At 30.4% G+C, this 26,168-nt stretch carries 30 protein-coding genes; 17 read left to right on the forward strand and 13 right to left on the reverse strand.

All coding sequences use genetic code 11. From position 1 onward, the window contains the following. The 8 genes from AC5SL9_RS05345 to AC5SL9_RS05380 all read right to left on the reverse strand — a co-directional run bounded on the left by AC5SL9_RS05345 (window position 1) and on the right by AC5SL9_RS05380 (window position 6,417). Entirely contained in the window at window positions 1-519 is a 519-nt protein-coding gene (locus AC5SL9_RS05345) for a pilus assembly protein (protein ID WP_494573926.1), read from the reverse strand. Between the two features lie 69 nt (window positions 520-588). Beyond that, complete coding sequence (locus AC5SL9_RS05350) at window positions 589-1,362, reverse strand: pilus assembly PilX family protein (protein ID WP_494573927.1); 774 nt, start codon at window positions 1,360-1,362, stop codon at window positions 589-591. After that, window positions 1,362-2,294 (reverse strand): PilW family protein, encoded by a 933-nt coding sequence (locus AC5SL9_RS05355; protein WP_006997837.1) that lies wholly within the window; start codon window positions 2,292-2,294, stop codon window positions 1,362-1,364. Before AC5SL9_RS05355 ends, AC5SL9_RS05350 begins: the two co-directional genes overlap by 1 nt. Then, entirely contained in the window at window positions 2,291-2,941 is a 651-nt protein-coding gene (locus AC5SL9_RS05360) for a prepilin-type N-terminal cleavage/methylation domain-containing protein (protein ID WP_006997836.1), read from the reverse strand. The genes AC5SL9_RS05355 and AC5SL9_RS05360 overlap by 4 nt, the downstream gene beginning before the upstream one ends. Before the next feature lie 4 nt (window positions 2,942-2,945). Continuing rightward, on the reverse strand, window positions 2,946-3,671 hold the full coding sequence (locus AC5SL9_RS05365) for a prepilin-type N-terminal cleavage/methylation domain-containing protein (protein WP_494573928.1): 726 nt from the start codon (window positions 3,669-3,671) through the stop codon (window positions 2,946-2,948). After that, complete coding sequence (locus AC5SL9_RS05370) at window positions 3,646-4,659, reverse strand: type IV pilus twitching motility protein PilT (RefSeq protein ID WP_006997834.1); 1,014 nt, start codon at window positions 4,657-4,659, stop codon at window positions 3,646-3,648. The genes AC5SL9_RS05365 and AC5SL9_RS05370 overlap by 26 nt, the downstream gene beginning before the upstream one ends. A gap of 151 nt (window positions 4,660-4,810) precedes the next feature. Then, window positions 4,811-5,473, reverse strand: coding sequence for a hypothetical protein (locus AC5SL9_RS05375; RefSeq protein ID WP_494573929.1), 663 nt, complete (start codon window positions 5,471-5,473; stop codon window positions 4,811-4,813). Further along, window positions 5,473-6,417, reverse strand: a complete 945-nt coding sequence (locus tag AC5SL9_RS05380) for a mitochondrial fission ELM1 family protein (protein WP_494573930.1) — start codon at window positions 6,415-6,417, stop codon at window positions 5,473-5,475. Before AC5SL9_RS05380 ends, AC5SL9_RS05375 begins: the two co-directional genes overlap by 1 nt. 21 nt (window positions 6,418-6,438) lie before the next feature. On the opposite strand from AC5SL9_RS05380, the gene trxB reads away from it, so the two are divergent. Together trxB and AC5SL9_RS05390 are read left to right on the forward strand one after the other, a co-directional pair. Further along, window positions 6,439-7,383 carry a thioredoxin-disulfide reductase gene (gene trxB, locus AC5SL9_RS05385; protein ID WP_494573931.1) on the forward strand — a complete coding sequence of 315 codons (945 nt, stop codon included), beginning with the start codon at window positions 6,439-6,441 and terminating at the stop codon, window positions 7,381-7,383. A 41-nt stretch (window positions 7,384-7,424) separates the two neighbouring features. Then, window positions 7,425-8,444: an NAD-dependent epimerase/dehydratase family protein gene (locus tag AC5SL9_RS05390; protein ID WP_011281458.1), complete on the forward strand. Its 1,020-nt coding sequence runs from the start codon at window positions 7,425-7,427 to the stop codon at window positions 8,442-8,444. Here AC5SL9_RS05390 and AC5SL9_RS05395 read toward each other — a convergent pair. Next, window positions 8,436-8,885, reverse strand: a complete 450-nt coding sequence (locus tag AC5SL9_RS05395) for a YtoQ family protein (protein ID WP_494573932.1) — start codon at window positions 8,883-8,885, stop codon at window positions 8,436-8,438. The two genes, AC5SL9_RS05390 and AC5SL9_RS05395, sit on opposite strands and share 9 nt — an antisense overlap. Then, window positions 8,885-10,084, reverse strand: a complete 1,200-nt coding sequence (locus tag AC5SL9_RS05400; protein ID WP_006997828.1) for a pyridoxal phosphate-dependent aminotransferase — start codon at window positions 10,082-10,084, stop codon at window positions 8,885-8,887. Before AC5SL9_RS05400 ends, AC5SL9_RS05395 begins: the two co-directional genes overlap by 1 nt. A 35-nt stretch (window positions 10,085-10,119) precedes the next feature. Between AC5SL9_RS05400 and uvrB the strand changes: the two genes are divergently transcribed. From uvrB to pgsA, 5 genes are read left to right on the forward strand one after another with little or no spacing between them, the layout of a single operon-like run. Next, window positions 10,120-12,291 (forward strand): excinuclease ABC subunit UvrB, encoded by a 2,172-nt coding sequence (gene uvrB, locus AC5SL9_RS05405; protein WP_006997827.1) that lies wholly within the window; start codon window positions 10,120-10,122, stop codon window positions 12,289-12,291. Continuing rightward, window positions 12,273-13,025, forward strand: a complete 753-nt coding sequence (locus tag AC5SL9_RS05410; RefSeq protein ID WP_494573933.1) for an SDR family oxidoreductase — start codon at window positions 12,273-12,275, stop codon at window positions 13,023-13,025. The genes uvrB and AC5SL9_RS05410 overlap by 19 nt, the downstream gene beginning before the upstream one ends. Then, window positions 13,022-13,447, forward strand: a complete 426-nt coding sequence (locus AC5SL9_RS05415) for a dihydroneopterin aldolase (RefSeq protein WP_271481103.1) — start codon at window positions 13,022-13,024, stop codon at window positions 13,445-13,447. The genes AC5SL9_RS05410 and AC5SL9_RS05415 overlap by 4 nt, the downstream gene beginning before the upstream one ends. Further along, entirely contained in the window at window positions 13,434-15,269 is a 1,836-nt protein-coding gene (uvrC, locus tag AC5SL9_RS05420; RefSeq protein WP_006997824.1) for an excinuclease ABC subunit UvrC, read from the forward strand. Before AC5SL9_RS05415 ends, uvrC begins: the two co-directional genes overlap by 14 nt. Before the next feature lie 2 nt (window positions 15,270-15,271). After that, window positions 15,272-15,856 carry a CDP-diacylglycerol--glycerol-3-phosphate 3-phosphatidyltransferase gene (pgsA, locus tag AC5SL9_RS05425; protein ID WP_006997823.1) on the forward strand — a complete coding sequence of 195 codons (585 nt, stop codon included), beginning with the start codon at window positions 15,272-15,274 and terminating at the stop codon, window positions 15,854-15,856. Here pgsA and AC5SL9_RS05430 read toward each other — a convergent pair. Then, window positions 15,853-16,734 (reverse strand): branched-chain amino acid aminotransferase, encoded by an 882-nt coding sequence (locus AC5SL9_RS05430; protein WP_006997822.1) that lies wholly within the window; start codon window positions 16,732-16,734, stop codon window positions 15,853-15,855. The two genes, pgsA and AC5SL9_RS05430, sit on opposite strands and share 4 nt — an antisense overlap. Before the next feature lie 70 nt (window positions 16,735-16,804). On the opposite strand from AC5SL9_RS05430, the gene AC5SL9_RS05435 reads away from it, so the two are divergent. From AC5SL9_RS05435 to AC5SL9_RS05445, 3 genes are read left to right on the forward strand one after another with little or no spacing between them, the layout of a single operon-like run. Then, on the forward strand, window positions 16,805-17,242 hold the full coding sequence (locus AC5SL9_RS05435) for a MarR family winged helix-turn-helix transcriptional regulator (protein WP_006997821.1): 438 nt from the start codon (window positions 16,805-16,807) through the stop codon (window positions 17,240-17,242). Then, entirely contained in the window at window positions 17,235-17,912 is a 678-nt protein-coding gene (locus tag AC5SL9_RS05440; protein WP_006997820.1) for a response regulator, read from the forward strand. Before AC5SL9_RS05435 ends, AC5SL9_RS05440 begins: the two co-directional genes overlap by 8 nt. Further along, the gene (locus AC5SL9_RS05445) at window positions 17,893-19,212 is read left to right on the forward strand and encodes an ATP-binding protein (protein ID WP_494573934.1); all 1,320 of its coding nucleotides are present in this window, start codon (window positions 17,893-17,895) and stop codon (window positions 19,210-19,212) included. Before AC5SL9_RS05440 ends, AC5SL9_RS05445 begins: the two co-directional genes overlap by 20 nt. On the opposite strand, the gene AC5SL9_RS05450 is transcribed toward AC5SL9_RS05445, so the two are convergent. Beyond that, window positions 19,190-19,444, reverse strand: coding sequence for a hypothetical protein (locus AC5SL9_RS05450; protein ID WP_006997818.1), 255 nt, complete (start codon window positions 19,442-19,444; stop codon window positions 19,190-19,192). The genes AC5SL9_RS05445 and AC5SL9_RS05450 overlap by 23 nt on opposite strands. Before the next feature lie 46 nt (window positions 19,445-19,490). On the opposite strand from AC5SL9_RS05450, the gene lgt reads away from it, so the two are divergent. Genes lgt through ychF form a run of 7 tightly spaced genes read left to right on the forward strand, consistent with a single transcriptional unit; the run spans window position 19,491 to window position 25,409 of the window. After that, window positions 19,491-20,261: a prolipoprotein diacylglyceryl transferase gene (gene lgt, locus AC5SL9_RS05455; protein WP_006997817.1), complete on the forward strand. Its 771-nt coding sequence runs from the start codon at window positions 19,491-19,493 to the stop codon at window positions 20,259-20,261. Further along, a complete protein-coding gene (locus AC5SL9_RS05460) occupies window positions 20,251-21,294 on the forward strand; it encodes an SAM-dependent methyltransferase (RefSeq protein ID WP_494573935.1) in 1,044 nt (347 codons plus the stop codon). The genes lgt and AC5SL9_RS05460 overlap by 11 nt, the downstream gene beginning before the upstream one ends. A gap of 4 nt (window positions 21,295-21,298) precedes the next feature. After that, on the forward strand, window positions 21,299-22,060 hold the full coding sequence (gene pgeF / locus AC5SL9_RS05465; protein WP_267878655.1) for a peptidoglycan editing factor PgeF: 762 nt from the start codon (window positions 21,299-21,301) through the stop codon (window positions 22,058-22,060). Between the two features lie 6 nt (window positions 22,061-22,066). Further along, complete coding sequence (locus AC5SL9_RS05470; protein ID WP_006997814.1) at window positions 22,067-22,999, forward strand: ribose-phosphate pyrophosphokinase; 933 nt, start codon at window positions 22,067-22,069, stop codon at window positions 22,997-22,999. Window positions 23,000-23,043: 44 nt separating this feature from the next. Beyond that, on the forward strand, window positions 23,044-23,730 hold the full coding sequence (locus AC5SL9_RS05475) for a 50S ribosomal protein L25/general stress protein Ctc (RefSeq protein WP_011281467.1): 687 nt from the start codon (window positions 23,044-23,046) through the stop codon (window positions 23,728-23,730). Between the two features lie 45 nt (window positions 23,731-23,775). Further along, window positions 23,776-24,336 carry an aminoacyl-tRNA hydrolase gene (pth, locus tag AC5SL9_RS05480; protein WP_271486918.1) on the forward strand — a complete coding sequence of 187 codons (561 nt, stop codon included), beginning with the start codon at window positions 23,776-23,778 and terminating at the stop codon, window positions 24,334-24,336. Continuing rightward, entirely contained in the window at window positions 24,336-25,409 is a 1,074-nt protein-coding gene (ychF, locus tag AC5SL9_RS05485; protein ID WP_006997811.1) for a redox-regulated ATPase YchF, read from the forward strand. Before pth ends, ychF begins: the two co-directional genes overlap by 1 nt. Here ychF and AC5SL9_RS05490 read toward each other — a convergent pair. Then, complete coding sequence (locus tag AC5SL9_RS05490; protein ID WP_006997810.1) at window positions 25,386-26,165, reverse strand: cytochrome c1; 780 nt, start codon at window positions 26,163-26,165, stop codon at window positions 25,386-25,388. The genes ychF and AC5SL9_RS05490 overlap by 24 nt on opposite strands. Window positions 26,166-26,168: the final 3 nt, after the last annotated feature.

The following is a 26,168-nucleotide window of genomic DNA, read 5'->3' on the forward strand; positions in this document are numbered from 1 at the left end:
TTAAAAAAACTTTATGACATTAGGTCCGAACAAAAATGAATCAAACTCTGGCTTTGTAATAATTAACATTTCATAAATTCCACTTGAATCACTAACTCTACCATAAATGACGTCATCACCAAAAGATGACAAAGATATAGCCCCTGTCCACTCTTCATCAAAATCTACTTCACTTTTGTACCCTAAATGTGTTTTTGCAAAGTCTATGATTTTGTTATTTTTTGCTTCACCCAAAGCACCTTCAATTTCAGTTCCAATGAGTTTTCCTTCTTTAATAAATACTTTTAAAACACTATTTTCTAATTGAGAATTTTCACATAAATTTAAACTGTCATATTCTTTAACGTAGGTAGCAGTTGGATCACCACCACCCGGAGGCTCGTCTAAATTATCATATTTTTCAATGATGCTTGAAACTGGGGTACCAATTTGTTCTTTTAAAAATTCACACGCCCCACTCATGGTTAATGAACTGAAATATAAAAAAAGTGATAACAATCCAATAAAGATATTTTTCATTATCATTAATAATAGCCAATATTTTAAAAGATTGTAATTAAAGTAATGATTATGGTGCTCATTTTGTGTTTAACTAGATAAAATAATTAAAGTTTCTAAAGGAATTAATATTTCAGGATCCTCAAATTCACCTAATTCTGCGCCCTTAGGCATTAAATATCCACAACCATATATTCTATAAGCTGTTCCTTGTCTTTGAGCGTTAGTAGAGGTTTTTTTAAGACTAGCCCCTGCTCCTTTAAAGGTAGAGGAACCAACATTAATTGAAAAAAACTCATATCTATACCTTTTTAAATATTCTTTTTCTTTTTCCGCATCATCTGCCTCTAATCCTACATCACTTGGGGTATTTAAAATTGGCTCAATTAAACTTCCAAAATTTTGATTAGTAAAATGATCTGTAACTAAAGATAAATTTCCCCCAGCATCATTTCTGATTAAATTTCTAAAACTTTTAAAACAAGGAGTTTCTACAGGAGTAAGAGTATTTCTAGGAGTATCTCTTCCATCTGTGTTTCTTGCAAAGCCATCAATTTCTGTGGCTTTAAGTTGCTCAATATAATTATTGTGAGCAGTAATCTCTGTAGGTGTAGATCCAACTGGTGGTGTGGTAATCGTACTCACTTCTGTCCAAGGTCCAATCATTCTGTTAATTATTCTTTTCTCTGCTTCAATTAAGGCATGTTCAGCAACATAAAAAGTTTGTTGATATTGATCACTAGTATTATTGCTTTGATGATCCCCTGAAGAAATTACAATTAAAGCGCCTCCCATCAACGACATTACTAATAACATCACAAGTGATAAAATTAGTGTAAATCCATTTTGATTATTTTTTTTCATTAAAATATATCCTGTCCAACAATATTTCTTGTGTATACGGTCACCACTACATTATCCCTTAAGTTTCTATCTGAAAAAGATCTTATCGCTCTAGAAAATCCACTTAATTGTCTTTCATTTCCTGTCCTACTTTCAAATCTAAAGAAAGGCTTTTCAGAAATAAATGCGATCCTAATATCTACTGCTCTAATTTTATATAAATTTCCCCTCGAAGCTTCAGAATTTGTATTTGGGTAAGGACTTAAAACTTTTCCATTTTGATCTAATGCAATAAATTCCATATCTTCAACATAATCTCTTACTAATTCATTGTGATAACACTCGGAACAATCTGAAACCCAACTTCCAGTTTCTTGACCAATATTTTGTTGCCAACTAATTTTGGATTTGTATATGCCGTATCTTGGATTTATAGGGCCATCAGCATTAGAACCATCTGATAATGGATTTGCAAAATAAGTTAGCTTATATCTTTTGTAAGGTTGAGTAGCATCATTTTGATTAAAATCATCATAAACAATATGAATTTTATCACAGCAAGTATCATCTAAGTTATGTTTTGGAGTTGGAGTAGCAATAGCATCACTTAGTGAATGTCCAAGTTCATTTGGAATTATCACAATTGGATCATGGCTATCTTTCACCGTAGTAGCACCACCAACAAATTCTAAATAACTTTCTACTGGAAAACCCAAATCATTATCACCTAAATAATATTTAAATCCTGCCATTCGTGTATCACGAATTAATAACTCGATTAAATCTCTAGAAGATCTGCTTACTTTAGCTTTTTCTAACACTTGAGTATAAGTTGAATTTACAATTGAATAAGTTGTATAAATTGCAGCCATCATTATCGATGACACCACCACACTAATTAAAATCTCAATTAATGTAAGACCAGCAATAGATTTTAAATTTTTTTTATTCATTGTTTAAGTTTATAGTCTGACTGAAAATATATAAATTTTCTTTTTTTACCTTCATTTAATTTCATCTCCACTCTACCAATGTACAAAGGCTCATCTGTTATAGAATCTAATTTATAATCACAAGCATCCCACTTACATATTTCAAATACTTGCAATTTTTTTTCTTCAGTTGTGCTTTTACATTTTAAAAATCTATTTTCTTCAAATATAGTATTCCACTTAGCTTGTTTATTTCGAGGAGCATCCACTTGTTGAGTTTCATAGATGTTTTGTTTATTCTCAACTGGTGTAGTGGTATCAGAACTACTTCCACCACAGCTCAGATCTGCACTCCAACTATTGTCACTTAGATGCTTTGAAAATGTATTTAATGTGTCTCCATCTAGTGATGCGGTCCCATCAGTACTATAGATTATATTTTCATTATCAGAATTTACTCCATAGAAAGAATTTTTACTTCCAATGACGTCTTCTACTATCATCTCAGTTAAAAAATTTGCCTTAGTTCTATCTCCTGAATTATCTATTGATTGAACGGAAAAATTTGTCATTTGTAAAATTGAAACAAATCCAATTCCAATAATCACAACTGAGACAAGTGCTTCTATTAAAGAAAGTCCAGAAATATTATGTTTTTGTTTTTTCATCTTGTTATTGTTTAACCCAATCAGAATTTCTTGTATCCCATTTTTCAAGTATCACATTGCCAAATCTTGACCATTCAATAACATATAAATGATCATGCTCTGAAGCAGGTGTTCCATCGCTATCAACATCGCAACTTGATCGATCATTTGTTCTTCTGCAAATAAATAAAGTATTATCTACAGATCTTGCTACATCCCCCTCTTCAGGCAAGGATGATTGTAATTTACCTGCGCCACTGTACCATTTCTCATTTTTACTAAAACAAATAGCTCCGTCATCCCCTTCCCAAGAAGTTGCCATATTATCATAAGTAATTTGTCTTACTTCAACATTATCAGCACCTTGATCTGGATCATCATCCCAATATGCATCGTCTGTTATATTACATCGATCACCAATTTTTGCCCACCAGTCACTAGTTCCATCATTTAACAAACTTGCTAGTTTTTCTGGTTTCATTCCTTTTGATGTAACAATTAAATTTCTTTCTGCGCCATTCACTTCTTCTAATATATGTACTTGAACAAATGCATATTGACCTCTTTGAACTTGTGAATTTATTCCTTCGATTAAAGATTTTATGCTAATTACTGCGCTTCTAGTCTCTCTATCTTTTCGCCATTCAGAAAAATTGGGATAACCTATGGCTGAGATGACGCCAATAAGTACAACGACAACAATTAATTCAAGGACGTTAAATCCTTTAATCTTCTCGTCCTGCACTCGCATCTATCTTACCTGCCTTAACTAATTCTTCTAATGATTTAGTCATAGTAATCATACCATCTCTCACAGAAGTTTGCATGATGCTAGGTATTTGATGAATTTTAGCTTCTCTAATTAAGTTTTGAATTGGAGGCGTACACTTCATCACTTCAAACGCTGCACAACGGCCTTGACCATCTTTTGTTTTAAGAAGTCTTTGAGTAACCACCATCTTTAAAGAAGAAGATATCTGTGCTCTTATTTGAGCTTGTTGCTCAGGTGGAAAAACGTCAATAATTCTATTGATGGTATTAGGAGCACCACTAGTGTGAAGGGTTCCAAAAACTAGGTGTCCTGTTTCAGCAGCAGTTAATGCAAGTGAAACTGTTTCTAAATCTCTCATCTCCCCAACTAGAATTACATCTGGGTCTTCTCTAAGTGCAGCTTTTAATGCACTAGAAAATGTTTTGGTTTGCTTTCCTACTTCTCGATGAGACACAATACTTTTTAAATCTTTATGAATAAATTCAACTGGATCTTCAACTGTAATAATATTTGAAGTTCTAGTTTTATTAATCTCATTTACAATTGCCGCAAGTGTTGTAGACTTACCAGACCCTGTTGGTCCAGTTACTAAAACTAATCCTTTATGCATATCGACAATATCATAAAGAACTTGGGGTAAATCAAATTGATCCATTTCAGGAATAACGCTCTCTACTCTTCTTAATACAGCAGCTGGTCCTTGAATAGTTTTATAAAAATTAGCTCTAAATCTTAATCCACTTAATGTAACTGATGAATCTAACTCATGAGTTTCACTAAACTTTTTCATTTCAGTTTCGTTACAATTAGTAGATATTAGATCTTGAAGATCTTGTTCTTTAACAACAATTTCTTGAATTTTGTGTATTTCTCCAGTTTGCCTAAACGCTAATGGCCAACCAGTTCTAATATGAAAATCTGAAATTTTTTTATTATTTTTTGCTAATTCTTCTAATTTTTCAAACATGATGAATTTTTACATACAAATATTAACAAAAACAATGTTTACTTAGTCATCTGTGTTCAAAATAAGTTTTTTCTTTTATTTGGAGGTAATGAAGCAATCAGAATGGGGACTAATAGATGTTATTGTTAATAATGAAAGAGTTTTAATTTAATTACAGAACTTTCCAATCTGTTTCAAAAGTAACATAGTTAACCTGAATGCATCGTCTTTCCTTAACTATTTTTTTCTTTTCCATACCATGCCAAGTGTTGGGCCCACTAGTAAACATGTAGCCATAGTTATTTTTGTAAGGAACTGTTTTAACTTTTTCTAATTTTTCATTATAAAAATCTGTTCCAAGATCTTCAGACTCGTTAGCATTATTTATAAAAATTAATCCAGACATCAGTTTTTCTTTGATATCGCAGTGGGGCTTTAACCAAAAACCCTCCCTATCACAAATAACTTCAACTCTAACATATGAGTTCGATAAATCTCTATCGATCATTTTTGAAATAGTTCCATGAACTTCCTTGGATTGAAGTTCTTTAATAAATTTTACTAAGTTTGGAAATTTTTTTTCATTTTCTTTTGTTACAAAACATCTAAATTTAATTGCCTCACCGCCCGAAGCTATTCCCTCTCTAAACTCTGCAGCACCACCATCAATTGCTCTGGTGCCATCATAATTAAGATTGTGCTTACTGACATCTGGAATATCAGCTTTAATAATTTCCTCAATGGCCCCGTCAGATAGTGCATTATTATATTCCCAGTGATCAAAAGGAAATTCATGTTTTTTAGATTGGCTTTGAATTGAATTTAAGAATGACATTAAGAATTAATTTTTTGTTTAATAATATTTGCTACTCTATTCGTTTCATCCAATTTTTGATAGTTCCAATTCTCTACTTCTTCACCTAAATTTCTAGTAATATTTAATTCTTTAAATAAATTTCTAAATCTTTGAAATCTTTTGTCATTTTTTTTAGGTGAAATATTAGCTACGTAGATTGGTTTTCCAGTTAAAGCAGCTTCTGATATCATGGAGCTAGAGTCACATGTTACTACAATTTTTTCTGAAATTGCTAAAGCTGATAGATAAGCTTTCTTATCAATAGTTTCAATAACTGTATGATTTTCACCAAAATAATCTTTTACATATTGAATTATATTTTTTGGTGTTCTCATTGAAGGGATCACAACTAGTTGAAAGTTGTTCTGTTTATTTAAGTTGTTTAAATTTTCAAAAATAGCTTTAATATTTTCTCTTGAATATTCATAATACTTTGTAGGACCGCCCATTATTAAAGCCCAAATTTTTCTTTCATCCTTTTTAATAAATGAATTTAAATAATCTTTATTTTCACTTATTTCATTTTCTGTAAGATAATGAATTGCACCTTTGGTGCTGATAACATTTTTGCCTTCAATTCCATCATGTTCTGGAGCTACAATGAAATCAAAATGATTTAAATTTACTTTTGGATCTTGGATATGAATATTAATAACTTCTCTATTAGAATTCTTTTTTAAATGAATAGATGGGATAACACTTTTACGCCCACAAGATATAATCACATCAAAATCATCATGATTAATTTTTTTATACACGCTTTCAGAAATAGGTGTCAGCTTTGGTGGAAATAATTTCCAAAAATTATTAAGTTCAATCTTCTCGTGTATAAAATCTAAATCAAGGGCCTTTGCTAAACCTTCTACTTGGCTGATCATGCCATGCATTCCTTGAGTTAATAATATCCCTTTTAATTTTGTCATTTATCCTTATATAACTTCTGCATGAGTGAAAATCCAATTAAACACACAAAAGTGTTAATAATAGGGTCGGGGCCAGCTGGCTATACGGCTGCTGTATATGCTGCCAGAGCAATGTTAAGTCCTGTTTTAGTTTATGGTTCTGCACCTGGTGGACAATTAACTACAACAACAGATGTTGAAAATTATCCAGGATTTTCAGATGTAATTCAGGGTCCATGGTTAATGGATCAAATGAGAGATCAGGCTAAAGCTGTTGGAACAGAAATGATTGAGGATCATATCTCATCAGTAAATTTAAAATCTACACCCTTTGAAGCTATAGGTGATAGTGGTCAAAAATATACTGCAGATAGCATAATTATTTCAACTGGTGCTCAAGCAAGATGGTTAAATTTAGAATCTGAGCAAAAATTTAGAGGCTTTGGTGTATCTGCTTGTGCTACTTGTGATGGTTTTTTCTTTAAAGAAAAAGTTGTAGCAGTTGTTGGTGGTGGTAATGCTGCAGTTGAAGAAGCAATGTTTCTTACAAAATTTGCATCAAAGGTAAAACTAATTCATAGAAGAGATGAATTAAGAGCTGAAAAGATGCTTCAAAAGAAATTAATGGAAAATAAAAAAATTGAAATTATTTGGGATAGTGCTGTCGATGAAGTAATTGGAGACGGTGAACCTAAAAATGTTACAGGTATCAAAGTTAAAAATCTAAAGACTAATAAAATTGATGAATTAAAAATAGATGGTCTATTTATTGCAATTGGTCATGACCCAGCAACAGCATTATTTAAAGAACAATTAGATATGGATAAAGAAGGTTATTTATTAACTAAACCAGATTCTACAGAAACCAATATTCCTGGAGTTTATGCTGCAGGCGATGTTAAAGACAAAACTTTTAGACAAGCTGTAACAGCTGCGGGGATGGGCTGTATGGCTGCGCTTGAAGCTGAAAAATTTTTATCTCACTGATAAGAACCATTAAAACTTAATACAAACTAAAGGGAAACAAAATGACTGACAAAGTACTACTAACTGGAATAAGTGGCTGGATAGCAAAACATATAGCAATTGAATTATTAAATTCTGGATATGAAGTTTTAGGAACTGTTAGAAGTCAAAATTCATTAGATGAAACAAAGAAAACTCTAAGTGAATATATTTCAACAGATAAATTATCATTTGTTGAATTGGACCTATTAAAAGATGATGGTTGGGTTGAGGCTGCTAAAGATTGTAAATATATTATACATACTGCTTCTCCCTACCCTATGAAAAGTTCAAGAAATAGAGAAGCTTTAGTTCCAGCTGCTAAAGGTGGGGCGTTAAGAGTTTTAAATGCTGGTATAGAAGCTAATGTTGAAAAAATAATTCTTACTTCGTCAATAGTAGCAATGTTTAAAAAACCTAACAGAACAAACCCATATACTTTTGGGGAAAGTGATTGGACAGATACTGATTGGAGTGGGTCGAATGACTACACTATATCAAAGGCAAAAGCTGAACAAGCTGCATGGGAATTAATGGAAAGCAAAGGATTAAAAGATAAATTAACTGTAATTAATCCAGGAGGAGTTTTTGGTGATGCTTTAGATAAAAAAACAAACACTTCAACTAGCTATGTTGAACTTTTCCTTAAAGGAAAATATCCTATGGCGCCAAATTTTGGAATATTAATTTCTGATGTAAAAGATGTAGCAAGAGCTCATGTTTTATCTATAAAAAATCCCAAGGTTAATGGAAGACGATTGATTATTGGTTCAGAAGTAAAAAAAATGCTCGAAGTTTCTAAAATTATGGCTGAAGCATTTCCAAAGTATGCAAAAAAACTTCCAAAAAAAGAAATGCCAAATTTCGTGGTTAAATTGATCAGTTACTTAGATTCTTCTGTAAAGATTATGTTGCCTGATCTTGGAATTTTAATGCAGACAGACACTTCATATTCTGAAGATTTATTGGGTATGAAATTTAAACCTGCAAAAGAAAGTATTGTAGATGCTGGGAACTCAGTAATTAGACTTGGGTTAGTCTAAAGACCCTTCCAATATATATTTCAATATACGAAAGGCTTGTTTTTGATCTGACGCAACAGCAGCAGCAGAGCTATCCACTTCTTTAAGGGCATGTTGGTGATCATCGTTATGAATAACAATCATAGATTTATTAAGTGCAGTAGCATAACCTGCATCAAAAGCTGCATTCCATTGTTTAAATTTTTCACCAAACTTAACAATAATTACATCACAATCTTGAATAGATTTTTTGGTTCTAATTGAATTAATATTAGCGCCTTTTCTATCTTTCCAAAAATTTTTTTCTTCAGCTCCTAGAATTTCTACACCACAATTGTCAGAGGCTTCATGGTCAGTGACAGGAGAGGTAAATTTAACATCTAATTTCTCTTTTTCACAAAGTTGAATAATTTCTTCTCTCCAATTACTGTGAATTTCACCTGCTAAATATACGTTTAACATTAGTTTAAGCTTTTACAAAAAGTAGATATTTTTTCTAAAGCTTTTTTAAGATTGTCCATTGAAGTTGCATATGAAATTCTAAAAAAACCTTCTAACCCAAATGCAGAGCCCTGAACAACTGCTACACCACTATTTTCTAATAAAGACTGAACAAAATCAGTATCTGTCTTAAGCTCTTTACCACTTGTATCTTTTTTTCCCATCAATCCTTTGCAGCTTGGAAAAACATAAAATGCTCCATCTGGATTTAAACATTCAATCCCATCAATTCCATTTAATGCTTTAACAACAAAATTTCTTCTCTCTTGAAATGAAGTTGCTCTCTCTTTAATAAAATCTTGAGTTCCATTTAATGCTTCAACAGCTGCAGCTTGACTAATTGAAGATGGATTTGTTGTTGATTGCGATTGTATTTTAGCAATTGCTTTAATAATATCTTTAGGACCAGCCGCATACCCTATTCTCCAGCCTGTCATTGAGTAAGCTTTACTAACCCCATTCATTGTAAGAACTCTCTCTTTCAAGCCATCAATTTGTGCAATAGTAAAAAATTTAAATCCTTCGTATGTTACGTGTTCATAAATATCATCACTTAAAATATGAACATGAGGATGATTTGCTAAAACATATGCAATTTCTTTAATGTCACTTTCAGTATAACAAGCACCCGTTGGATTTGATGGTGAATTTAATATTATCCACTTTGTTTTTGGTGTTATAGATTTTTCTAATTTAGCTGGATTAATTTTAAATCCTTGTTTTTCATTACACTCTAAAATAATTGGAGTTCCACCGGCTAATAAAACCATGTCAGGATACGAAACCCAATAAGGCGCAGGAACTATAACTTCGTCTCCTTCATTTAGAGTTGCCATCATGGCATTATAAATTACATGTTTTCCGCCAGCACCAACTGTAATTTGATCAGTTGTATAATCTAGATTGTTTTCTCTTTTAAATTTTTTAACAATGGCATCTTTTAAAGCAGCAGTTCCATCAACTGCTGTATATTTAGTATCACCATCATTAATGGCTTTTATAGCCGCTTGTTTGATATTATCTGGTGTATCAAAGTCAGGCTCTCCTGCTCCAAGACCTATAACGTCTTTTCCAGCAGCCTTTAACTCCCTTGCCTTTTGAGTTACAGCAATAGTTGGTGATGGTTTAATTTTTTTTAGACTGTCTGATATAATGCTCATTGAAATATAATTTTATTCTAATAGTTTTATAGATAATGCAAAATACTTATCAAGATTTAATTACTGAAATCCAAAGTAAAAACCCAGAAATTCACCAAAAACTGGAAGGTGGGCAAAAGTTTAAACTTGTAACAGATTTTAAACCGGCAGGTGATCAACCTGAGGCAATTAAAAAATTAGTTAAAGGTGCAAATAAAGAAGAGTTAAGTCAGGTTTTACTTGGTGTAACTGGTTCTGGAAAAACTTTTACAATGGCTCAAGTTATTGAACGAACTAATAGACCTGCTCTTATACTTGCTCCCAATAAAACATTGGCTGCTCAACTTTATGGAGAGATGAAATCATTTTTTCCAGAAAATGCTGTTGAATATTTTGTCTCTTACTATGATTACTACACACCAGAAGCATACGTTCCAAGATCAGACACTTATATAGAAAAAGAGGCCTCTATTAATGAACAAATAGATCGAATGCGTCACTCAGCAACGAGGTCGCTACTGGAGAGAGATGACGTAATTATTGTATCCAGTGTTTCTTGTATTTATGGACTAGGCTCAGTTGAAGCTTACAGTAAAATGACTTTAAGTTTAAAGAAAGATTACGACTACAATAGAGAACAATTAATAAAAACTTTAGTACACCTACAATACAAAAGAAATGATCAAAGTTTTTATAGAGGCACTTTTAGAGCACGGGGTGAATATATCGAAATATTTCCATCACACCTTGAAGATAGAGCATGGAGGTTAAGTTTATTTGGAGATAAACTAGAAAAAATCGAAGAATTTGATCCTTTAACAGGAGATCTATTAAAAGATTTAGATGTTATAAAAGTTTATGCGAATAGTCACTACATCACTCCAAAACCTACTATCGAACAAGCAGTAATAAAAATTAAAAGAGAGCTTGAGGTTACTCTTAAGAAATTTAAAGAACAAAATAAACTTCTTGAGGCTCAACGATTAGAAGAGAGAACAAAATTTGATTTAGAGATGATTGAGGCTACTGGTTCTTGTGCTGGTATTGAAAACTATTCTAGATTTTTATCAGGACGAAAACCTGGAGAGCCACCTCCTACTCTATTTGAATATTTTCCAGACAACACACTTATATTTGTAGATGAATGTCACGTTACTGTTCCACAATTAAATGGAATGTACAAAGGGGACAGATCAAGGAAAAGTAATCTTGCAGAATATGGTTTTAGACTACCCTCTTGTATGGATAACAGGCCACTTAAATTTGAAGAGTGGGACGCAATGAGAACGCAGACAGTTTTTGTATCAGCAACGCCTGGTCCATGGGAATTAGAACAGACTAAAGGTAAGTTCGTTGAACAAATTATAAGACCAACTGGCTTAATTGATCCACCAGTTGAAATCAAACCAGCTAAAAACCAAGTCGATGACGTAATGCATGAGTGTAAGAAAACAATCGATAAAAATTTTAGAGTATTGATTACAACTTTAACTAAAAAAATGGCTGAAGACTTAACTGAATATTTTCACGAAAATGGTATTAGAGTTAGATATTTGCATTCTGACATTGATACACTTGAGAGAATAGAAATTATGAGAGATCTAAGACTAGGAGTTTTCGACGTCTTGGTTGGTATAAATCTTTTAAGAGAGGGGCTTGATATACCTGAGTGTGCATTAGTTGCAATTCTAGACGCTGATAAAGAGGGATTTCTAAGATCTGAAACATCACTAATCCAAACCATAGGAAGAGCAGCAAGAAATTTAGATGGTAGAGTCATTCTTTATGCTGACAAAGAAACTAAAAGTATAAAAAAAGCAATTCAAGAAACTGATAGAAGAAGAACAATTCAGGTCGCCTATAACAAAAAACATAACATTGATGCAACCTCAATTAAAAAAGAAATAAGTGATGTCTTGGAAAGTGTTTATGAAAAAGACTACCTAAAAGTTGGAACAGGTGACAATATTGGTGGCAATTTAAAGAAACATTTAAAACAATTAAATAAAAGAATGAAAGATGCTGCAACAAACCTTGAATTTGAAGAAGCTGCAAAAATTAGAGATGAAATAAGAAACCTTGAAGCATCAGAGTTAGAAATTGTATTAAATCCAAAAGTAAAACACTATAATCAAGAAAATAGAGTGTATCCAAAGGGTAGATCAAAGATGGGCTTACCTGGTACAAGAGCGCAAAAAGGTAAGAAAAAATGGAAGCAAACAAAATAATTATCACAGGAGCTGCAACAAGAATAGGTGCTGCTATTGCAAAAAAACTCTCAGGTCCAGGAGTTGAAATGGTTATTCATTACAATAGCTCCAAATCTGCGGCTGAAAAATTACAAAAAGAATTGTCAAAAAATAAAACAAAAGTTTATTTAGTAAAAGGTAATCTTGCAAAAGAACAAGATTTAAAAAAAATTATAAGATTTTCAAAGTTAAAATTAAAATATTTTGATTGTTTAATCAATAATGCTTCATTATTTGAAAATGACAGTCTTAAAAATTTTTCTTCTAAAAGCTGGAATCAACATATTGATGTAAATTTAAAAGCACCCGCGTATCTTACAAAAGAATTTTCAAAAAATGTTAAGGGTAAAAATAACAATATTATAAATATAATTGATCAAAGAGTTTTTAAGCTAACTCCCTTTTTCTTTTCTTATACTTTAAGTAAAACGGGACTTTATACTCTAACAAAAACTAGTGCCATGGAATTAGCTCCAAATATAAGAGTTAATGGAATAGCTCCTGGTCCTACTATTAAAAATAAAAGACAGAGTGATAAGCATTTTAAAAAGCAGTACCTGGCAACTCCTTTAAGACAGCAGGTAAATGTACAGGATATATGTTCTGCTGTTGACTTTTTTATCAAAAACAGTTCAATTACGGGTCAAATAATAGCGATAGATAGTGGACAAAGTTTAAACTGGCAAACACCAGATGTAATTGGAAAAGAATGAAAAAAACTAATTTAAATATTATTAAAATAGATAAAAATAAAAGTTTATTTAATTACGAAAAAAAAATTCTTATTAAAGAGTTAATTCTAGATTTAAAGCTTGGTTATTATGATTTTGAAAAAGAAAAAACTCAAAAAGTAAAATTCAGTTTAGAGATTGATTATGAAGATAGAAAACCAACAAATGATAAGGATATTAAATCAATTGTTAATTATGGTCAGGTTGTAAAATTAATTACAAAACTTGCAAAAAAGAAACATTATAATTTTTTAGAAACACTTGCTGAAGATGTTTTTGATGTATTATTTAAGGATAAACGAATTGGAAAAATTATGCTTCAAATTGAAAAATTAGAAATTATTAAAGAATGTGCCTCTGTTGGTATCCAAATTACCAAAAAAAGAAGTCATGAAAAGTTCTGAATTAGGCAAAGACGTAATTAGAAAAGAGCTCCCATTAATTCCTAAAAGCCCTGGAGTTTATCGAATGCTTGATCATAAAGATGTGATTTTGTACGTAGGTAAAGCAAAAAACCTTCCCAATAGATTGAAGAGCTATGTGGCAGAAAAAAACCACATTATTAGAACAGCAAGAATGCTCTCTCAAACTTTTAAGCTAGAGATAACAACTACTGCCAATGAAAGTGAAGCTCTACTTTTAGAGGCTAATTTAATAAAAAAACATAAACCTAAATTCAATATATTACTCAAAGATGACAAGTCATTTCCCTTTGTTTTCATCAGTAATAAAGACCAATGGGCACAAGTTACAAAACATAGAGGGAAAAAAGATAAAGAAGGATTTTACTTTGGACCGTTTGCTTCAGCAGGAACTGCTAATTGGACTATTAAGATGCTTCAAAAAATATTTCAAATTCGAGTTTGTGATGATAGTACCTTCAAGAATAGAAAAAGACCCTGCATTCTTTATCAGATAAAAAGGTGCTCTGGTCCTTGTGTCGATTATATTGATAAAGAAGATTATAAAAAATCAGTAGATCAAGCAATTCAGTTTGTATCGGGAAAATCAAGGGATATACAAAAAAACCTATCTAAACAAATGGAGGAAGCTAGTGAAAAGCTAGATTTTGAAAGAGCTTCTATTTTTAGAGATAGAATTAAATCTTTAAATATAATTCAATCCTCACAAAGAATTAATGAGGCAAATTTAATTGATGCAGATGTAATTGCTGCATACAAAGAATCTGGTAAAACATGTATTCAAGTATTTTTTTATAGGTCTAAACAAAATTGGGGCAACCAAGCTTATTTTCCAAAACATGATCCTGATCAAAGCTTATCTGAAATAATGTCTTCGTTCTTGATGCAGTTTTATGAAAATAAAAATGTTCCAAAATTAATAATCATTAATACAGAAATAGAAGACAAAAAATTAATTGAAGAAACTTTAAGCAAAAAAGAAAATAGTGCGATTTCTATTAATGTAGCAAAAAAAGGCACTAAAGCTAAAGTAATTGCTATGGCAGAAAAAAATGCCAAAGAGTCACTTAATAGAAAAATTTATGAAACAAATAATAATAAAAATTTATTTGAGGGTGTTGCTAAAAAATTTGATCTTAAAAATGGCCTAAACTTAGTTGAGGTTTATGATAATAGTCACATCTCAGGAACAAATAGTGTGGGTGCTATGATTACTTTTGGAAATGAAGGATTTGTTAAAAAAAGATATAGAAAATTTGATATTAAGACAAAAGGTAATGAACAAGACGATTTTGCAATGTTAAAAGAAGTTCTTACGAGAAGATTTAAAAGAGCAATGTTAGAAAAAGGAAATTATTTAACTCTTCCTGATTTAATTTTAATTGATGGTGGTAAAGGTCAATATTCATCTGCCAAAGAAGTGTTAGATGAATTTGGTTTACATGATCTTCCTATGATAGCCATTGCCAAAGGAAAACTAAGAAATAGTGGAGATGAAACTTTTTTTTACAAAGGAAAATCATTTAAATTTGATAAGAATGACCCCACTCTATTTTTTATGCAGAGACTACGTGATGAAGCACATAGATTTGCCATCACCTCTCATAGAGCAAAAAGAGCAAAAGGAATTACAAAATCCTTGCTGGATCAAATTGATGGTATTGGTTCAATTAGAAAAAGAGCACTATTGAACCATTTTGGCTCTGCTAGAGCAGTAGAATCTGCAAGTTTTGATGAAATTAAATCAGTTGAAGGTGTTGAGGAAAAAGTTGCAAAAAAGATATATAACTTTTTTCACGAATAATTATGCTTAAAAAAATTCCAAATATTTTAACAATAGGTAGGATAATAATTGTACCTTTTTTTGTTCTAGCATTTTATTTACCTGGTTTTTATGGTGATTTAACTGCATGCGTATTGTTTGTAATTGCTTCATTTACTGATTTTTTAGATGGAATGTTGGCGAGAATGATGGGTGAAGAGTCTAAGTTGGGTGAATTACTTGATCCTATAGCAGATAAAATTATTGTTGCTACTGCACTTATATTGCTTGTTATGAGTGGAACAATTAAACATTACGAGGTTATTGCAGCAATTATAATACTTACACGAGAAATACTAATTTCAGGCTTAAGAGAGTTTTTAGCTAGAGGACAAATTAAATTACCAGTAACTAACTTAGCAAAATTAAAAACTTTTTTACAAATGGTTGCTATAGCTCTTTTACTAACTGGTGAAACTGGTAATAAAATTTTAAATTTTCAAGATTATAATGCTCAAACTATTGGCATAATCCTGCTTTGGCTTTCTGCATTTTTAACTTTGTATACTGGTTATGAATATTTAAGAAAAGGCATTGACCATGCAATATCTGAAGATAACAAAAACTAAGCTGCTTTTCTTTTTCTAACTAATGCTTGGTAACTTTCATTTAAGTCAATTATAGTTTCGCAAACTTTAAACTTATTTTCAGCAATACATGAAACTGGCGTAACCTCTGCTGCCGTACCTGTTAAAAAACAGCCTACAAAATTTGATAATTCAGCTGGTGCAATTTTTCGTTCATTGACTTTTATTCCTTTAGATTTTGCAATTTCAATTACCGTTCTTCTTGTAATGCCGTCTAAAAAAGAATCTGGAATGGGTGTGTGAATTTCTCCATTTTTATCTTTAAAAAAAATGTTAGCACCTGTTGCTTCTGCAACATTTCCTTCATGATCAAGCATTAGAGAATCTGTATAGCCTTGTTGTTCAGCTTCATGTTTTGATAAAGTACAAATCATATATAATCCAGAAGCTTTCGTATCCCAAGGTATCGTATTTGGCGCAGGTCTTCTCCAATTTGATATATTCAATTTAATACCTTCTATTTTTAGTTTTGGATCAAAATATGAACCCCACTCCCAAGTTGCTATGGCAACATGAATTTTTGTTTGTTGAGCAGATATAGCCATCATCTCGCTACCTCTCCATATTGTTGGTCTAACATATCCATCTTTGACACCCTGAACTGAAATTATTTTTTTTGATGCTAAATTTATTTCTTCTTCAGTATAAGGAATTTTAATGCCCATTCTTTTTGCAGAATAAAAAAGTCTAGATGTGTGTTCCTCTAATTTGAAAATTGAATTATCATAGACTCTTTCACCTTCAAAAACACAACTAGCATAGTGAAGGCCATGATTTAAAACATGAATTTTAGCATCAGCCCAATCAACGAGCTCGCCATTAAACCAAATTTTACCTGATCTTTTATCGTATGGTATCATGAATGAAATAATTTAAATTTTCTCTAAAATTATCTTTGTATCTATAATATGTCAATATAACTTACCCATAATGAAAGAACTTTTATATTTAAAAGATACTCAGTTAAAGCAGCTGATTGAAAAGTTATTTACAAGTTACCGTGAGTCTTTTTCAGATGCCAAGAAAACATTGGATAAATACTCTATAGGTATAGCTCACCACAAAGTTTTACATCTATTATCAATGTATAAAGGGATTACAATTTCTGATCTATTAAAGAAGTTAAAGGTTACCAAGCAGAGTTTAAATAGAGTTTTAAAAGATTTAATTAAACTTGATGTGGTTTTTTTTGAAAAAGATCAACAAGACACAAGAGTAAAACACATTTTTTTAAATGAAAAAGGAGAAAAAATTTTTGACGAAATATTTTCGATACAAAAAAAAAGAATTTATAATGCTCTTTTAAATTCAAGTTCAGATCAAGTCTTAAACTTTGACAATGTTTTAAAGAAAATAATTAATGAATGATTTTGTAGCCCATATTTTAGTTGTAGATGATGATGAGGGAATTAGATCCCTAATTAAACAATATTTAAATGAAAATAATTTTCTGGTTACTACATCAAATAGTGCAGAAAATGCAGAAGAAAAAATTTCAATAATTAAATTTGATTTAATCGTTTTGGATATAATGATGACAGGCAAAAGTGGGTTGGATTTTATCAAACAAAATAAATCTAAAATTGATACCCCTATAATTTTATTAACAGCTAAAGGAGAAGCTGAAAATAGAGTTGAAGGTTTAGAGATAGGCGCTGATGACTATTTACCAAAACCTTTTGAGCCAAAAGAACTTATTTTAAGAATAAAAAATATTTTAAATAAAACAAAAAGAAATGATGAAAAAAGAATTATAACCTTTGATAATATTAAAATTGATCTTAACAAACTTTTAATCATAAAAAATGATATTGAATATAAAATAAATAGTACTGAAAAAATTATATTAGAAAAAATGATTAACAATCCTGGCAAAACCTTTTCAAGAGAGGATATTGGCAAACTAACTGATCTTGATAAAGAAAGGTCAATAGATGTGATAATTACAAGACTTAGAAAAAAAATTGAAATGGACCCAAAAAATCCAAAATACTTACAAACTTTAAGAGGTGCTGGCTATGTTTTATGGATTGAATAATTTTGTAAAAAATTTACTACCAAAAAGATTATTTTATAGAGCTTTATTAATCGTAGCAGTTCCAATAATTGTTCTTCAAGTAGTCATATCGATTGTTTTTTTTGATAGTCTTTGGATTAAAACAAATAAAGGTATGACAAGAGCATTAATCGGTGAGATGAAAACATTCATAACAGCTTACGATAATGGAAAATATAATAATAACGACCTTTCAGGCTTATTCTCAATTTATTTAGATCTTAATGTTCAGTTTAAAAAAGATGATTTATTTGAAAAAGCTCAAAAAGAAAGATGGTTTAGTCCAATAGATAGAACACTTAGAAGAGAACTGAAATCTAATATGGGCACTCAAAATTTCTGGTTCGATACAACAAGTTATAAAGAGCTTATTCATATAAATATTAAACATAACGAGGGTTACTTTGAATTTTTTATTCCAAAAGACAGGGTTGCAAGCTCATCTGCTAGAATATTTGCGTTATGGATCACTATACCAGCTCTACTAATGATAACCATAGCTATACTATTTCTAAAAAATCAAACTAGACCAATTATAAACCTGGCTAAAGCTGCAGAAAGATTTGGTAAAGGAGAAAACATTGATGAGTACAGGCCATCAGGTGCCTTAGAGATCAGACAAGCAGGTTTGGAATTTGATAAAATGAGAAAAAGAATAATAAGACACCTCAATCAAAGATCTGAAATGTTATCTGGCATAAGCCATGATTTAAGAACACCCTTAACAAGACTAAAACTTCAGCTATCTTTTATGAAAGATAAAGATTTATCAAAAAAAATGTCTTTAGATATAGATGAAATGGAAAAAATGCTTAATGAATATCTGCAGTTTACAAGTTCATCATATTTAGAAAAAGATGAAACCTTTGATATTTCAGAATTAATCGAAACTACAATAAAAAATTATAATAATGATAAAATAACCAAAAAAATAATTCCAAGAGTTTACATGAATGGAAGAAAGAATTTAATACAAAGATCTTTAAATAATTTAATTGATAATTCAATTAAATATGCTGAAAATATAAATTTTCATCTATCAAAAAAAGACAGCAACATAATAATTACTATTGATGATGATGGAGTCGGTATTCCTAAAGAAGAGTTCGAGAATGTTTTCAAACCATTTTATAAAGTAGATAAAAGTAGAGGGGATTCTAAATCTAGTGTTGGTCTTGGATTGTCAATTACATCTGACATAATCAAATCCCATGGAGGAAATATTTTATTAGATAAATCTCCTTTAAACGGCCTTAGAGTTAAGATTTTTTTACCTTTGTAGATTTTTTATTTGGACTTTTTTTTTCAAATTTGTTGATTTTTTTTTCTAAATTTTCAACTCTTTTAATTAATATATCCATTTCTTCTTTGCTAGTTAATTTCATTTTAAAAATGATCTCTTCTCTTTTAGATCTTAAAACATTTATTATTTCAGAACTTAAATCTTTATAAGAAATTAGCCCTTGTTCAAATAGCTTTGTTAATTTATCAATTACAAATTTTGATTTTGTCATATATTCGCTTATAAAATTAATATACTTTATACGTAGTTTTTTAAAAATGTTTATTAATAATTTTGACCCAGTTGCGTTTCAAATATTTTCATTAGAAATCAGATGGTATTCTTTGGCTTATATTGTGGGTATTGCACTTGGTTGGCTGTATTGTAAAAAAAAATTAATAAAAGATTCTCATATTCTTCAGCTATTTGATGACTTTATAACCTATCTCATTATAGGTATGATTTTGGGAGGTCGGCTTGGTTATACTTTATTTTATAATCTAAAATATTATTTAGATAACCCTATAGAAATATTGATGGTTTGGAATGGAGGAATGTCATTTCATGGTGCTTTAATTGGAATTATAATTGCATCAATATTGTTTTCAAAAAAACACAATACAAATTCGTTTATATTTTTAGACTTGGTTGCCCTATCTGCTCCAATTGGAATCTTTTTTGGTAGAATTGCCAATTTTATAAACTCAGAGCTTTATGGAAGAGCTACAGACCTTCCTTGGTCAGTTCAATTTGTTCTAATAGATAATATCAAAAGGCACCCTTCACAATTATATGAGGCTTTTTTTGAGGGAATAATTCTTTTCTTTGTACTTGGGTATTTTTTTAAAAAAGATTATTTAAAAGTACCTGGAAAAATCTCTGCTTTATTCCTGATCTTTTATTCTCTATTTAGATTTTTTATAGAGTTTTTCAGATCTCCAGATCCACAAATCGGTTACTTAGTTTTAAATCTAACATTAGGTCAATTGATAAGTGTTCTTTTTTTTCTGACTGGGGTTTACCTTTTATCTTTAAAAAATGAAAATTAAGAATAATCAGTCGTTTACCCTAGATAAGTTTATAGAGGAGTCTCTTTATAATGAAACATCAGGCTACTACATGAAAAAAAATCCCTTTGGCAAAAAGGGTGATTTCATAACTTCACCCAACATATCTGTATTATTTTCAGAAATGATTGCAATTTGGGTAGTGTCGTTTTGGCAAAATCTAGGTTGCCCTAAAAAATTTAATTTAATCGAATTAGGGGCCGGTAATGGTGAAATGATGAAAGTTTTAGTCAATACCTTTGAAAAATTTCAAATATTTAAAAATTCTTGTCACATTAAGATTTTAGAAAGAAGCAAATTGCTTCGAAAAAAACAAAAAATTAATATCAATAAAAAAAATATTCAATGGTTAAATGATTTAAGCGAATTAGATAATTCGCCATGTATTTTTTTGGCAAATGAATTTTTTGACGCTTTACCTATTAAGCAATTCATAAAGAAAGAAAGAAAATGGTTTGAAAGACATGTCAGATTTTTTAACAATAAATTTGAGTATTTTGATGTTCCTTTTGATATAGAAAAATTTGAAAATAAAATTAAATTTAAAATTACAAATCAGCAGAACTTTATCGAGTATTCACCACAATCAACCGAATACCTAAAAATTATCTTCAATAAGATTAAACGTAATAATGGTGGAATTTTAATAATAGACTATGCGTATACTGATAAAAAAATGAAAAATACCCTGCAAGCTGTATCCAAACATAAATATTGTGATGTACTAAAAGGGTTTGGTAATTCTGATATTACCTACAATTTAAGTTTTAGTTTATTAAATAGAATAGTTAAAGAATTAAGCTCACTTACCTCAATGAATACTACTCAAGGTGAATTTTTAACAAAACTTGGTATTCTTGAAAGAGCAGAAATATTGTCCAAGAAAATGTTATTTAGTGAAAAAGCTGATATTTATTTTAGAATAAAAAGACTTATAGATAAAAATCAAATGGGTGAATTGTTTAAAGTAATGCTAATAACAACAAATAAAAATAAATTTAAATTGGGGTTTTAAACTGATTAAGTCAAAGAAACTCAGTAAATTTAAAAACTTACAGCATGCTTTCTTTAATAGAAAGGGTGGAAAATCTCTAGGTATTTTTAAGAGCTTAAATTGTGGCCCTGGGTCCTCAGACAATAAAAAAAATGTTTTAAAAAATCTTCAAATCGTTCAAAGGAAAATTAAAACTAAGCTTAAAAAAATTATTTTACTAAAGCAAATTCACAGCAATAAATTTCATTTTATAGATAAAAATCTAAAACTTAAAAATTATAATTTTGAAGGAGATGCGCTAGTCACAAATAAAAAGGAATTTCCTATAGCTATATTAACTGCAGATTGTGCTCCAATACTTGTTTATGATGAGAAAGAAAAGATGATTGCTGCAATCCATGCTGGCTGGAAGGGTGCTTTCAAAGGGATAATTAAAAGAACCTTAAATTTTATGATCAAAAAAGGATGTGATCCTAAAAATGTTACTGCAGTTATTGGTCCATGTATTTCAGTAAAAAATTATGAGGTAAAAAAAGATTTTATTAAAAAACTCATTAAAAAGGATGGAAAAAATAAAAAATTTTTTAAAAAAATTCAAAATAAAGATTTCTTTGATTTAAAGAAATACGTCCTTTCTCAATTAAAAGCCTTAAATATAAAGAAAATTGATATAATTAATAAGAATACATTTAATCCTAAAAATAATTTTTTTAGTGCACGAAGATCTATTAGCCGCAATGAGAATGATTATGGTAGAAATATTTCTGTAATTATGATTAATTCATAATATCTCATGAAATTATTAACTGGAAACAGCAATAAACCTCTTAGTAAAAATATTGCAAAATATTTAAAAACTAAGCTTGTAAACTCAAGTATAAAAAAGTTTTCTGATGGAGAAATTTATATAGAAATTAATGAAAATATTAGAGGTAATAGTATCTTTATAATTCAGTCTATTTCATCACCTGCAAACGACAACCTAATGGAATTACTACTTTGCATTGATGCTTTAAAAAGATCTTCAGCAAAAAATATTACTGCCGTCATTCCTTATTTTGGATATGCACGACAAGACAGAAAAGTAGTGCCTAGAACTTCTATTTCTGCAAAACTGGTTTCTAATTTAATTACTAAAGCAGGTGCTGACAGAGTTGTTACTGTAGACCTTCATGCAGGACAAATTCAGGGCTTTTTTGACATTCCTGTAGATAATTTATTTGCTACACCAATTTTTGCAAGACATGCTAAAAAAAATATTAAAAGTAAAAATATTATTTGTGTTGCACCAGACGTTGGTGGAACTGAAAGAGCGAGAGCACTTGGTAAAATTTTAAATGTGGAACTTGCTATTGTGGATAAAAGAAGACCTAAACCAGGACAATCCAAAGTTATGAATGTTATAGGAAATGTTAAAGGGAAAACCTGTATTATAGTTGATGATATAATTGATTCAGGTGGAACTATAGTAAACGCTGCGAAAGCTTTAAAGGATAGAGGTGCTAAAGAGGTTTATGTTTATATTACTCACGGAGTTTTAAGTGGAGAAGCAGTAGATAAAATTAAAAAATCAGTTATTAGAAAATTAGTAATAACGGATACAATTGATAATCACGATAAAATTAAAAATGTTAAAAATATAGAAGTTTTGCCTATTTCAGCACTTATGGGTGAGGCAATTAAAAGGATCTCTAACTCAACATCTGTATCCGATTTATTTAAATAATTATCTTGAGTTATTAAGAAACTTGGGCTAAAAGCCATCTTTTTATGAATTCACTTGATGCAAATACTAGAAATACTAAGTCAAAAGGAGATGTCCGTTCTCTTAGATCAGCTGGAAATATCCCTGGCATAATCTATGGGGGACCAGATCAAAATCAAAAAGTTACTGTATTAAAAAAAACATTAAAATCTTTAATAGATAAAGGAAGTTTCTTATCAAACATAATAACTCTTAATTTAGATGGCAAACCTCAAAATGTTTTACCAAGAGAAATTACTTATAACGTAATATCTGACGAGCCAACTCATATTGATTTTCTAAGAGTTGTGCCAGGTGTAAAAATTAGAATAGAAGTGCCTGTGGTATTTATTAATCATGAAACTTCACCAGGCCTAAAAAGAGGTGGAGTACTAAACATTGTGAGAAGAAAAATAGAATTAAAATGTCCAAGTGAAAAAATTCCATCTGCAATAACTATTGATTTAGATGGGGTGGATATTGGGGAAAGTTTCAAAATATCTTCAGTAAAATTAGAAGAAGGTGTTACACCAACTATTATTGGAAGAGATTTTGTAATTGCAACTTTAGCAGCACCTACAGTGATGAAAGAGCCAGAAAAACCAGCTGAAGCTGAAGCAGAAGCAGCAGAAGATGGTAAAGAAGCAGCACCAGCAGCTGAGGGTGATAAAAAAGATGACGGCGAAAAAAAAGCCACTGAAGAAAAAAAATAATCAACTTATCATAGTGAAGACTCCTAGATACGATTTAAAAAAAATATGCTTTTATTTGTAGGCTTAGGAAATCCAACACCCGATAGCGAAAACAACAGACACAATATTGGTTTCAAATTAATTGATGCTCTTAATCAAAAGTTTGGTTTGTCTAAACAAAAACCAAAATTTAAAGGATTATTAACTACAGGTAATATTGAAGATAAAAAGGTTTATGCAATAAAACCATTAACCTTTATGAATAATTCTGGAATTTGTATAAGGGAATTAATTGAATACTTCAAAATTGATGCTGAAGATGTGATTGTCTTCCATGATGACCTTGACCTTGAATTTGGAAAAGTGAAAGCAAAATTTGCAGGATCAAGTGCAGGACATAATGGAATTGAATCTATAGATAAATTTATTGGTAAAGATTATTCAAGAGTTAGAATAGGAATTGGAAGACCCAAAACTAAGGCTGATGTTGCAGATCATGTATTAAAAGATTTTGATGAAGATGAAATGATACAACTAGAAAAAATTACTAAAAATATTATTGATTCAATGGCTATATTAATTGATAAAAAATTAGATTTATTCTCAAGCACTGTAAATAATAAATAATGAGTTTTAAGTGTGGAATTGTTGGCTTACCTAATGTTGGTAAATCTACACTATTTAATGCACTTACAAATTCTAGTAAGGCACAAGCAGCAAACTTCCCTTTTTGTACGATAGAGCCAAATGTTGGTGTGGTTCCTGTGCCAGATGAAAGACTAGACAAATTGGTAGAAATATCAAAATCAAAAAAAAAAATTAATACTACTATTGAGTTTGTGGATATAGCCGGACTAGTAGCGGGCGCCTCTAAAGGTGAAGGCTTAGGAAATAAATTCTTATCTCATATAAGAGAAGTCGATGCAGTCATTCATATGATCAGATGTTTTGACTCTGATGATATTCAAAATGTGAACCCAACTGTTGATCCAATTAGAGATTTGGAAATTATTGAAACAGAAATGATGTTGGCTGACCTTGAGTCAATACAAAAAAGATTAGAAAAAAATAATAAGAAAAATGTAGATGAGGAGCAATTAAAAATATTAGAAATTGCTTCTGACTGCATAAATAATTCCAAAGATATTCAAATACTTTATGAACAATTTGATAAAAAATTAATAAGCCAAAGTGGTTTATTATCTTTAAAGCCTAAAATTTTTGTATGTAATGTTGATGAGGCAAGTGTTCAAAATGGAAATAAATACACTCAAGCATTTATTGATAAATATGGTGAAAAAAATACCTTAATAGTTTCAGCTGATATTGAGAACCAAATAAATCAATTAGAAAATGAAGAAAAAGAGAATTATATGGAGATGATTGGATTAAAAAGAACTGGTTTAAATATGTTAATTCAAAAAGGTTACAATATTTTAGAGCTAGACACTTATTTTACATCTGGGCCTGAAGAAACTAGAGCTTGGACTATCCAAAAAAATTGTACTGCACCAAAAGCAGCTGGTGAAATACACACTGATTTTGAAAAAGGTTTTATAAGAGCTGAAACAATTGCTTATGAAGACTTCATAGCTAATGATGGTTGGGTCAATTCAAAGACAAATGGAAAAATGAGACTTGAAGGAAAAGATTATATTGTCAAAGATGGTGATATATTAAACTTCAGATTCAATACGTGACCAAATTTTCTTCATACTAAAGTAAACTAGAATAGTTAAAATAATTAAATACAAGATAGCCTTAAAGCCCATCTTGTGTCTGCTTTCTAAATGAGGTTCAGCTGCCCACATTAAAAATGTTGTAACATCTTTTGCCATTTGCTCTTTAGATGCTGTAGTTCCATCACTATATTCTACCAAACCATCTGATAATGGTTCTGCCATCTTAATATTATTTCCATACATAAACTTGTTATAGTAAACACCATCATCAAGCGTTACACCACTCGGTGGATCTTCGTAACCAAGTAGCAATGAGTAAATATAATCAACCCCACCAGTTCTAGCTTTTGCTAGCACAGACATATCAGGAGGATAAGCTCCTCCATTTGCTGCTTGAGCTGCTTTAACATTTTCATAAGGCATGACAAATTTATCAGATAACTTAGCAGGTCTTACAAACATTTCTCCATCATTATTGGGTCCATCTGTAATTTCAAAACTTGCAGCTATTGCTTTAGCCTGCTCTTCAGTAAACTCTGGTCCACCTGGCTCAAATAAGTTTCTATAACTTACATATTTCATTGAATGGCACGACGCACAAACCTCAGTATAAACTTGATATCCTCTTTGAAGTGAACCTCTGTCAAATTTTCCAAATAATCCCTTAAAACTCCAATCTGTTTTTAAAAGATCTACTTTTTCTGCAGCATTAACTGTAAGAGTTCCTACTAATAAAAAAATAATTGAATAACTAATTTTTAAAATATTTTTCACTTA

It is taken from the genome of Candidatus Pelagibacter sp. PS_37 (genome assembly GCF_059417825.1).

What these genes read in the sequence shown, in the direction of transcription:
- AC5SL9_RS05345 (WP_494573926.1), bottom strand. Translation starts at nt 519, where the DNA reads ATGAAAAATATCTTTATTGGATTGTTATCACTTTTTTTATATTTCAGT.
- AC5SL9_RS05350 (WP_494573927.1), bottom strand. Translation starts at nt 1,362, where the DNA reads ATGAAAAAAAATAATCAAAATGGATTTACACTAATTTTATCACTTGTG.
- AC5SL9_RS05355 (WP_006997837.1), bottom strand. Translation starts at nt 2,294, where the DNA reads ATGAATAAAAAAAATTTAAAATCTATTGCTGGTCTTACATTAATTGAG.
- AC5SL9_RS05360 (WP_006997836.1), bottom strand. Translation starts at nt 2,941, where the DNA reads ATGAAAAAACAAAAACATAATATTTCTGGACTTTCTTTAATAGAAGCA.
- AC5SL9_RS05365 (WP_494573928.1), bottom strand. Translation starts at nt 3,671, where the DNA reads ATGCGAGTGCAGGACGAGAAGATTAAAGGATTTAACGTCCTTGAATTA.
- AC5SL9_RS05370 (WP_006997834.1), bottom strand. Translation starts at nt 4,659, where the DNA reads ATGTTTGAAAAATTAGAAGAATTAGCAAAAAATAATAAAAAAATTTCA.
- AC5SL9_RS05375 (WP_494573929.1), bottom strand. Translation starts at nt 5,473, where the DNA reads ATGTCATTCTTAAATTCAATTCAAAGCCAATCTAAAAAACATGAATTT.
- AC5SL9_RS05380 (WP_494573930.1), bottom strand. Translation starts at nt 6,417, where the DNA reads ATGACAAAATTAAAAGGGATATTATTAACTCAAGGAATGCATGGCATG.
- trxB (WP_494573931.1), top strand. Translation starts at nt 6,439, where the DNA reads ATGAGTGAAAATCCAATTAAACACACAAAAGTGTTAATAATAGGGTCG.
- AC5SL9_RS05390 (WP_011281458.1), top strand. Translation starts at nt 7,425, where the DNA reads ATGACTGACAAAGTACTACTAACTGGAATAAGTGGCTGGATAGCAAAA.
- AC5SL9_RS05395 (WP_494573932.1), bottom strand. Translation starts at nt 8,885, where the DNA reads ATGTTAAACGTATATTTAGCAGGTGAAATTCACAGTAATTGGAGAGAA.
- AC5SL9_RS05400 (WP_006997828.1), bottom strand. Translation starts at nt 10,084, where the DNA reads ATGAGCATTATATCAGACAGTCTAAAAAAAATTAAACCATCACCAACT.
- uvrB (WP_006997827.1), top strand. Translation starts at nt 10,120, where the DNA reads ATGCAAAATACTTATCAAGATTTAATTACTGAAATCCAAAGTAAAAAC.
- AC5SL9_RS05410 (WP_494573933.1), top strand. Translation starts at nt 12,273, where the DNA reads ATGGAAGCAAACAAAATAATTATCACAGGAGCTGCAACAAGAATAGGT.
- AC5SL9_RS05415 (WP_271481103.1), top strand. Translation starts at nt 13,022, where the DNA reads ATGAAAAAAACTAATTTAAATATTATTAAAATAGATAAAAATAAAAGT.
- uvrC (WP_006997824.1), top strand. Translation starts at nt 13,434, where the DNA reads ATGAAAAGTTCTGAATTAGGCAAAGACGTAATTAGAAAAGAGCTCCCA.
- pgsA (WP_006997823.1), top strand. Translation starts at nt 15,272, where the DNA reads ATGCTTAAAAAAATTCCAAATATTTTAACAATAGGTAGGATAATAATT.
- AC5SL9_RS05430 (WP_006997822.1), bottom strand. Translation starts at nt 16,734, where the DNA reads ATGATACCATACGATAAAAGATCAGGTAAAATTTGGTTTAATGGCGAG.
- AC5SL9_RS05435 (WP_006997821.1), top strand. Translation starts at nt 16,805, where the DNA reads ATGAAAGAACTTTTATATTTAAAAGATACTCAGTTAAAGCAGCTGATT.
- AC5SL9_RS05440 (WP_006997820.1), top strand. Translation starts at nt 17,235, where the DNA reads ATGAATGATTTTGTAGCCCATATTTTAGTTGTAGATGATGATGAGGGA.
- AC5SL9_RS05445 (WP_494573934.1), top strand. Translation starts at nt 17,893, where the DNA reads ATGTTTTATGGATTGAATAATTTTGTAAAAAATTTACTACCAAAAAGA.
- AC5SL9_RS05450 (WP_006997818.1), bottom strand. Translation starts at nt 19,444, where the DNA reads ATGACAAAATCAAAATTTGTAATTGATAAATTAACAAAGCTATTTGAA.
- lgt (WP_006997817.1), top strand. Translation starts at nt 19,491, where the DNA reads ATGTTTATTAATAATTTTGACCCAGTTGCGTTTCAAATATTTTCATTA.
- AC5SL9_RS05460 (WP_494573935.1), top strand. Translation starts at nt 20,251, where the DNA reads ATGAAAATTAAGAATAATCAGTCGTTTACCCTAGATAAGTTTATAGAG.
- AC5SL9_RS05470 (WP_006997814.1), top strand. Translation starts at nt 22,067, where the DNA reads ATGAAATTATTAACTGGAAACAGCAATAAACCTCTTAGTAAAAATATT.
- AC5SL9_RS05475 (WP_011281467.1), top strand. Translation starts at nt 23,044, where the DNA reads ATGAATTCACTTGATGCAAATACTAGAAATACTAAGTCAAAAGGAGAT.
- pth (WP_271486918.1), top strand. Translation starts at nt 23,776, where the DNA reads ATGCTTTTATTTGTAGGCTTAGGAAATCCAACACCCGATAGCGAAAAC.
- ychF (WP_006997811.1), top strand. Translation starts at nt 24,336, where the DNA reads ATGAGTTTTAAGTGTGGAATTGTTGGCTTACCTAATGTTGGTAAATCT.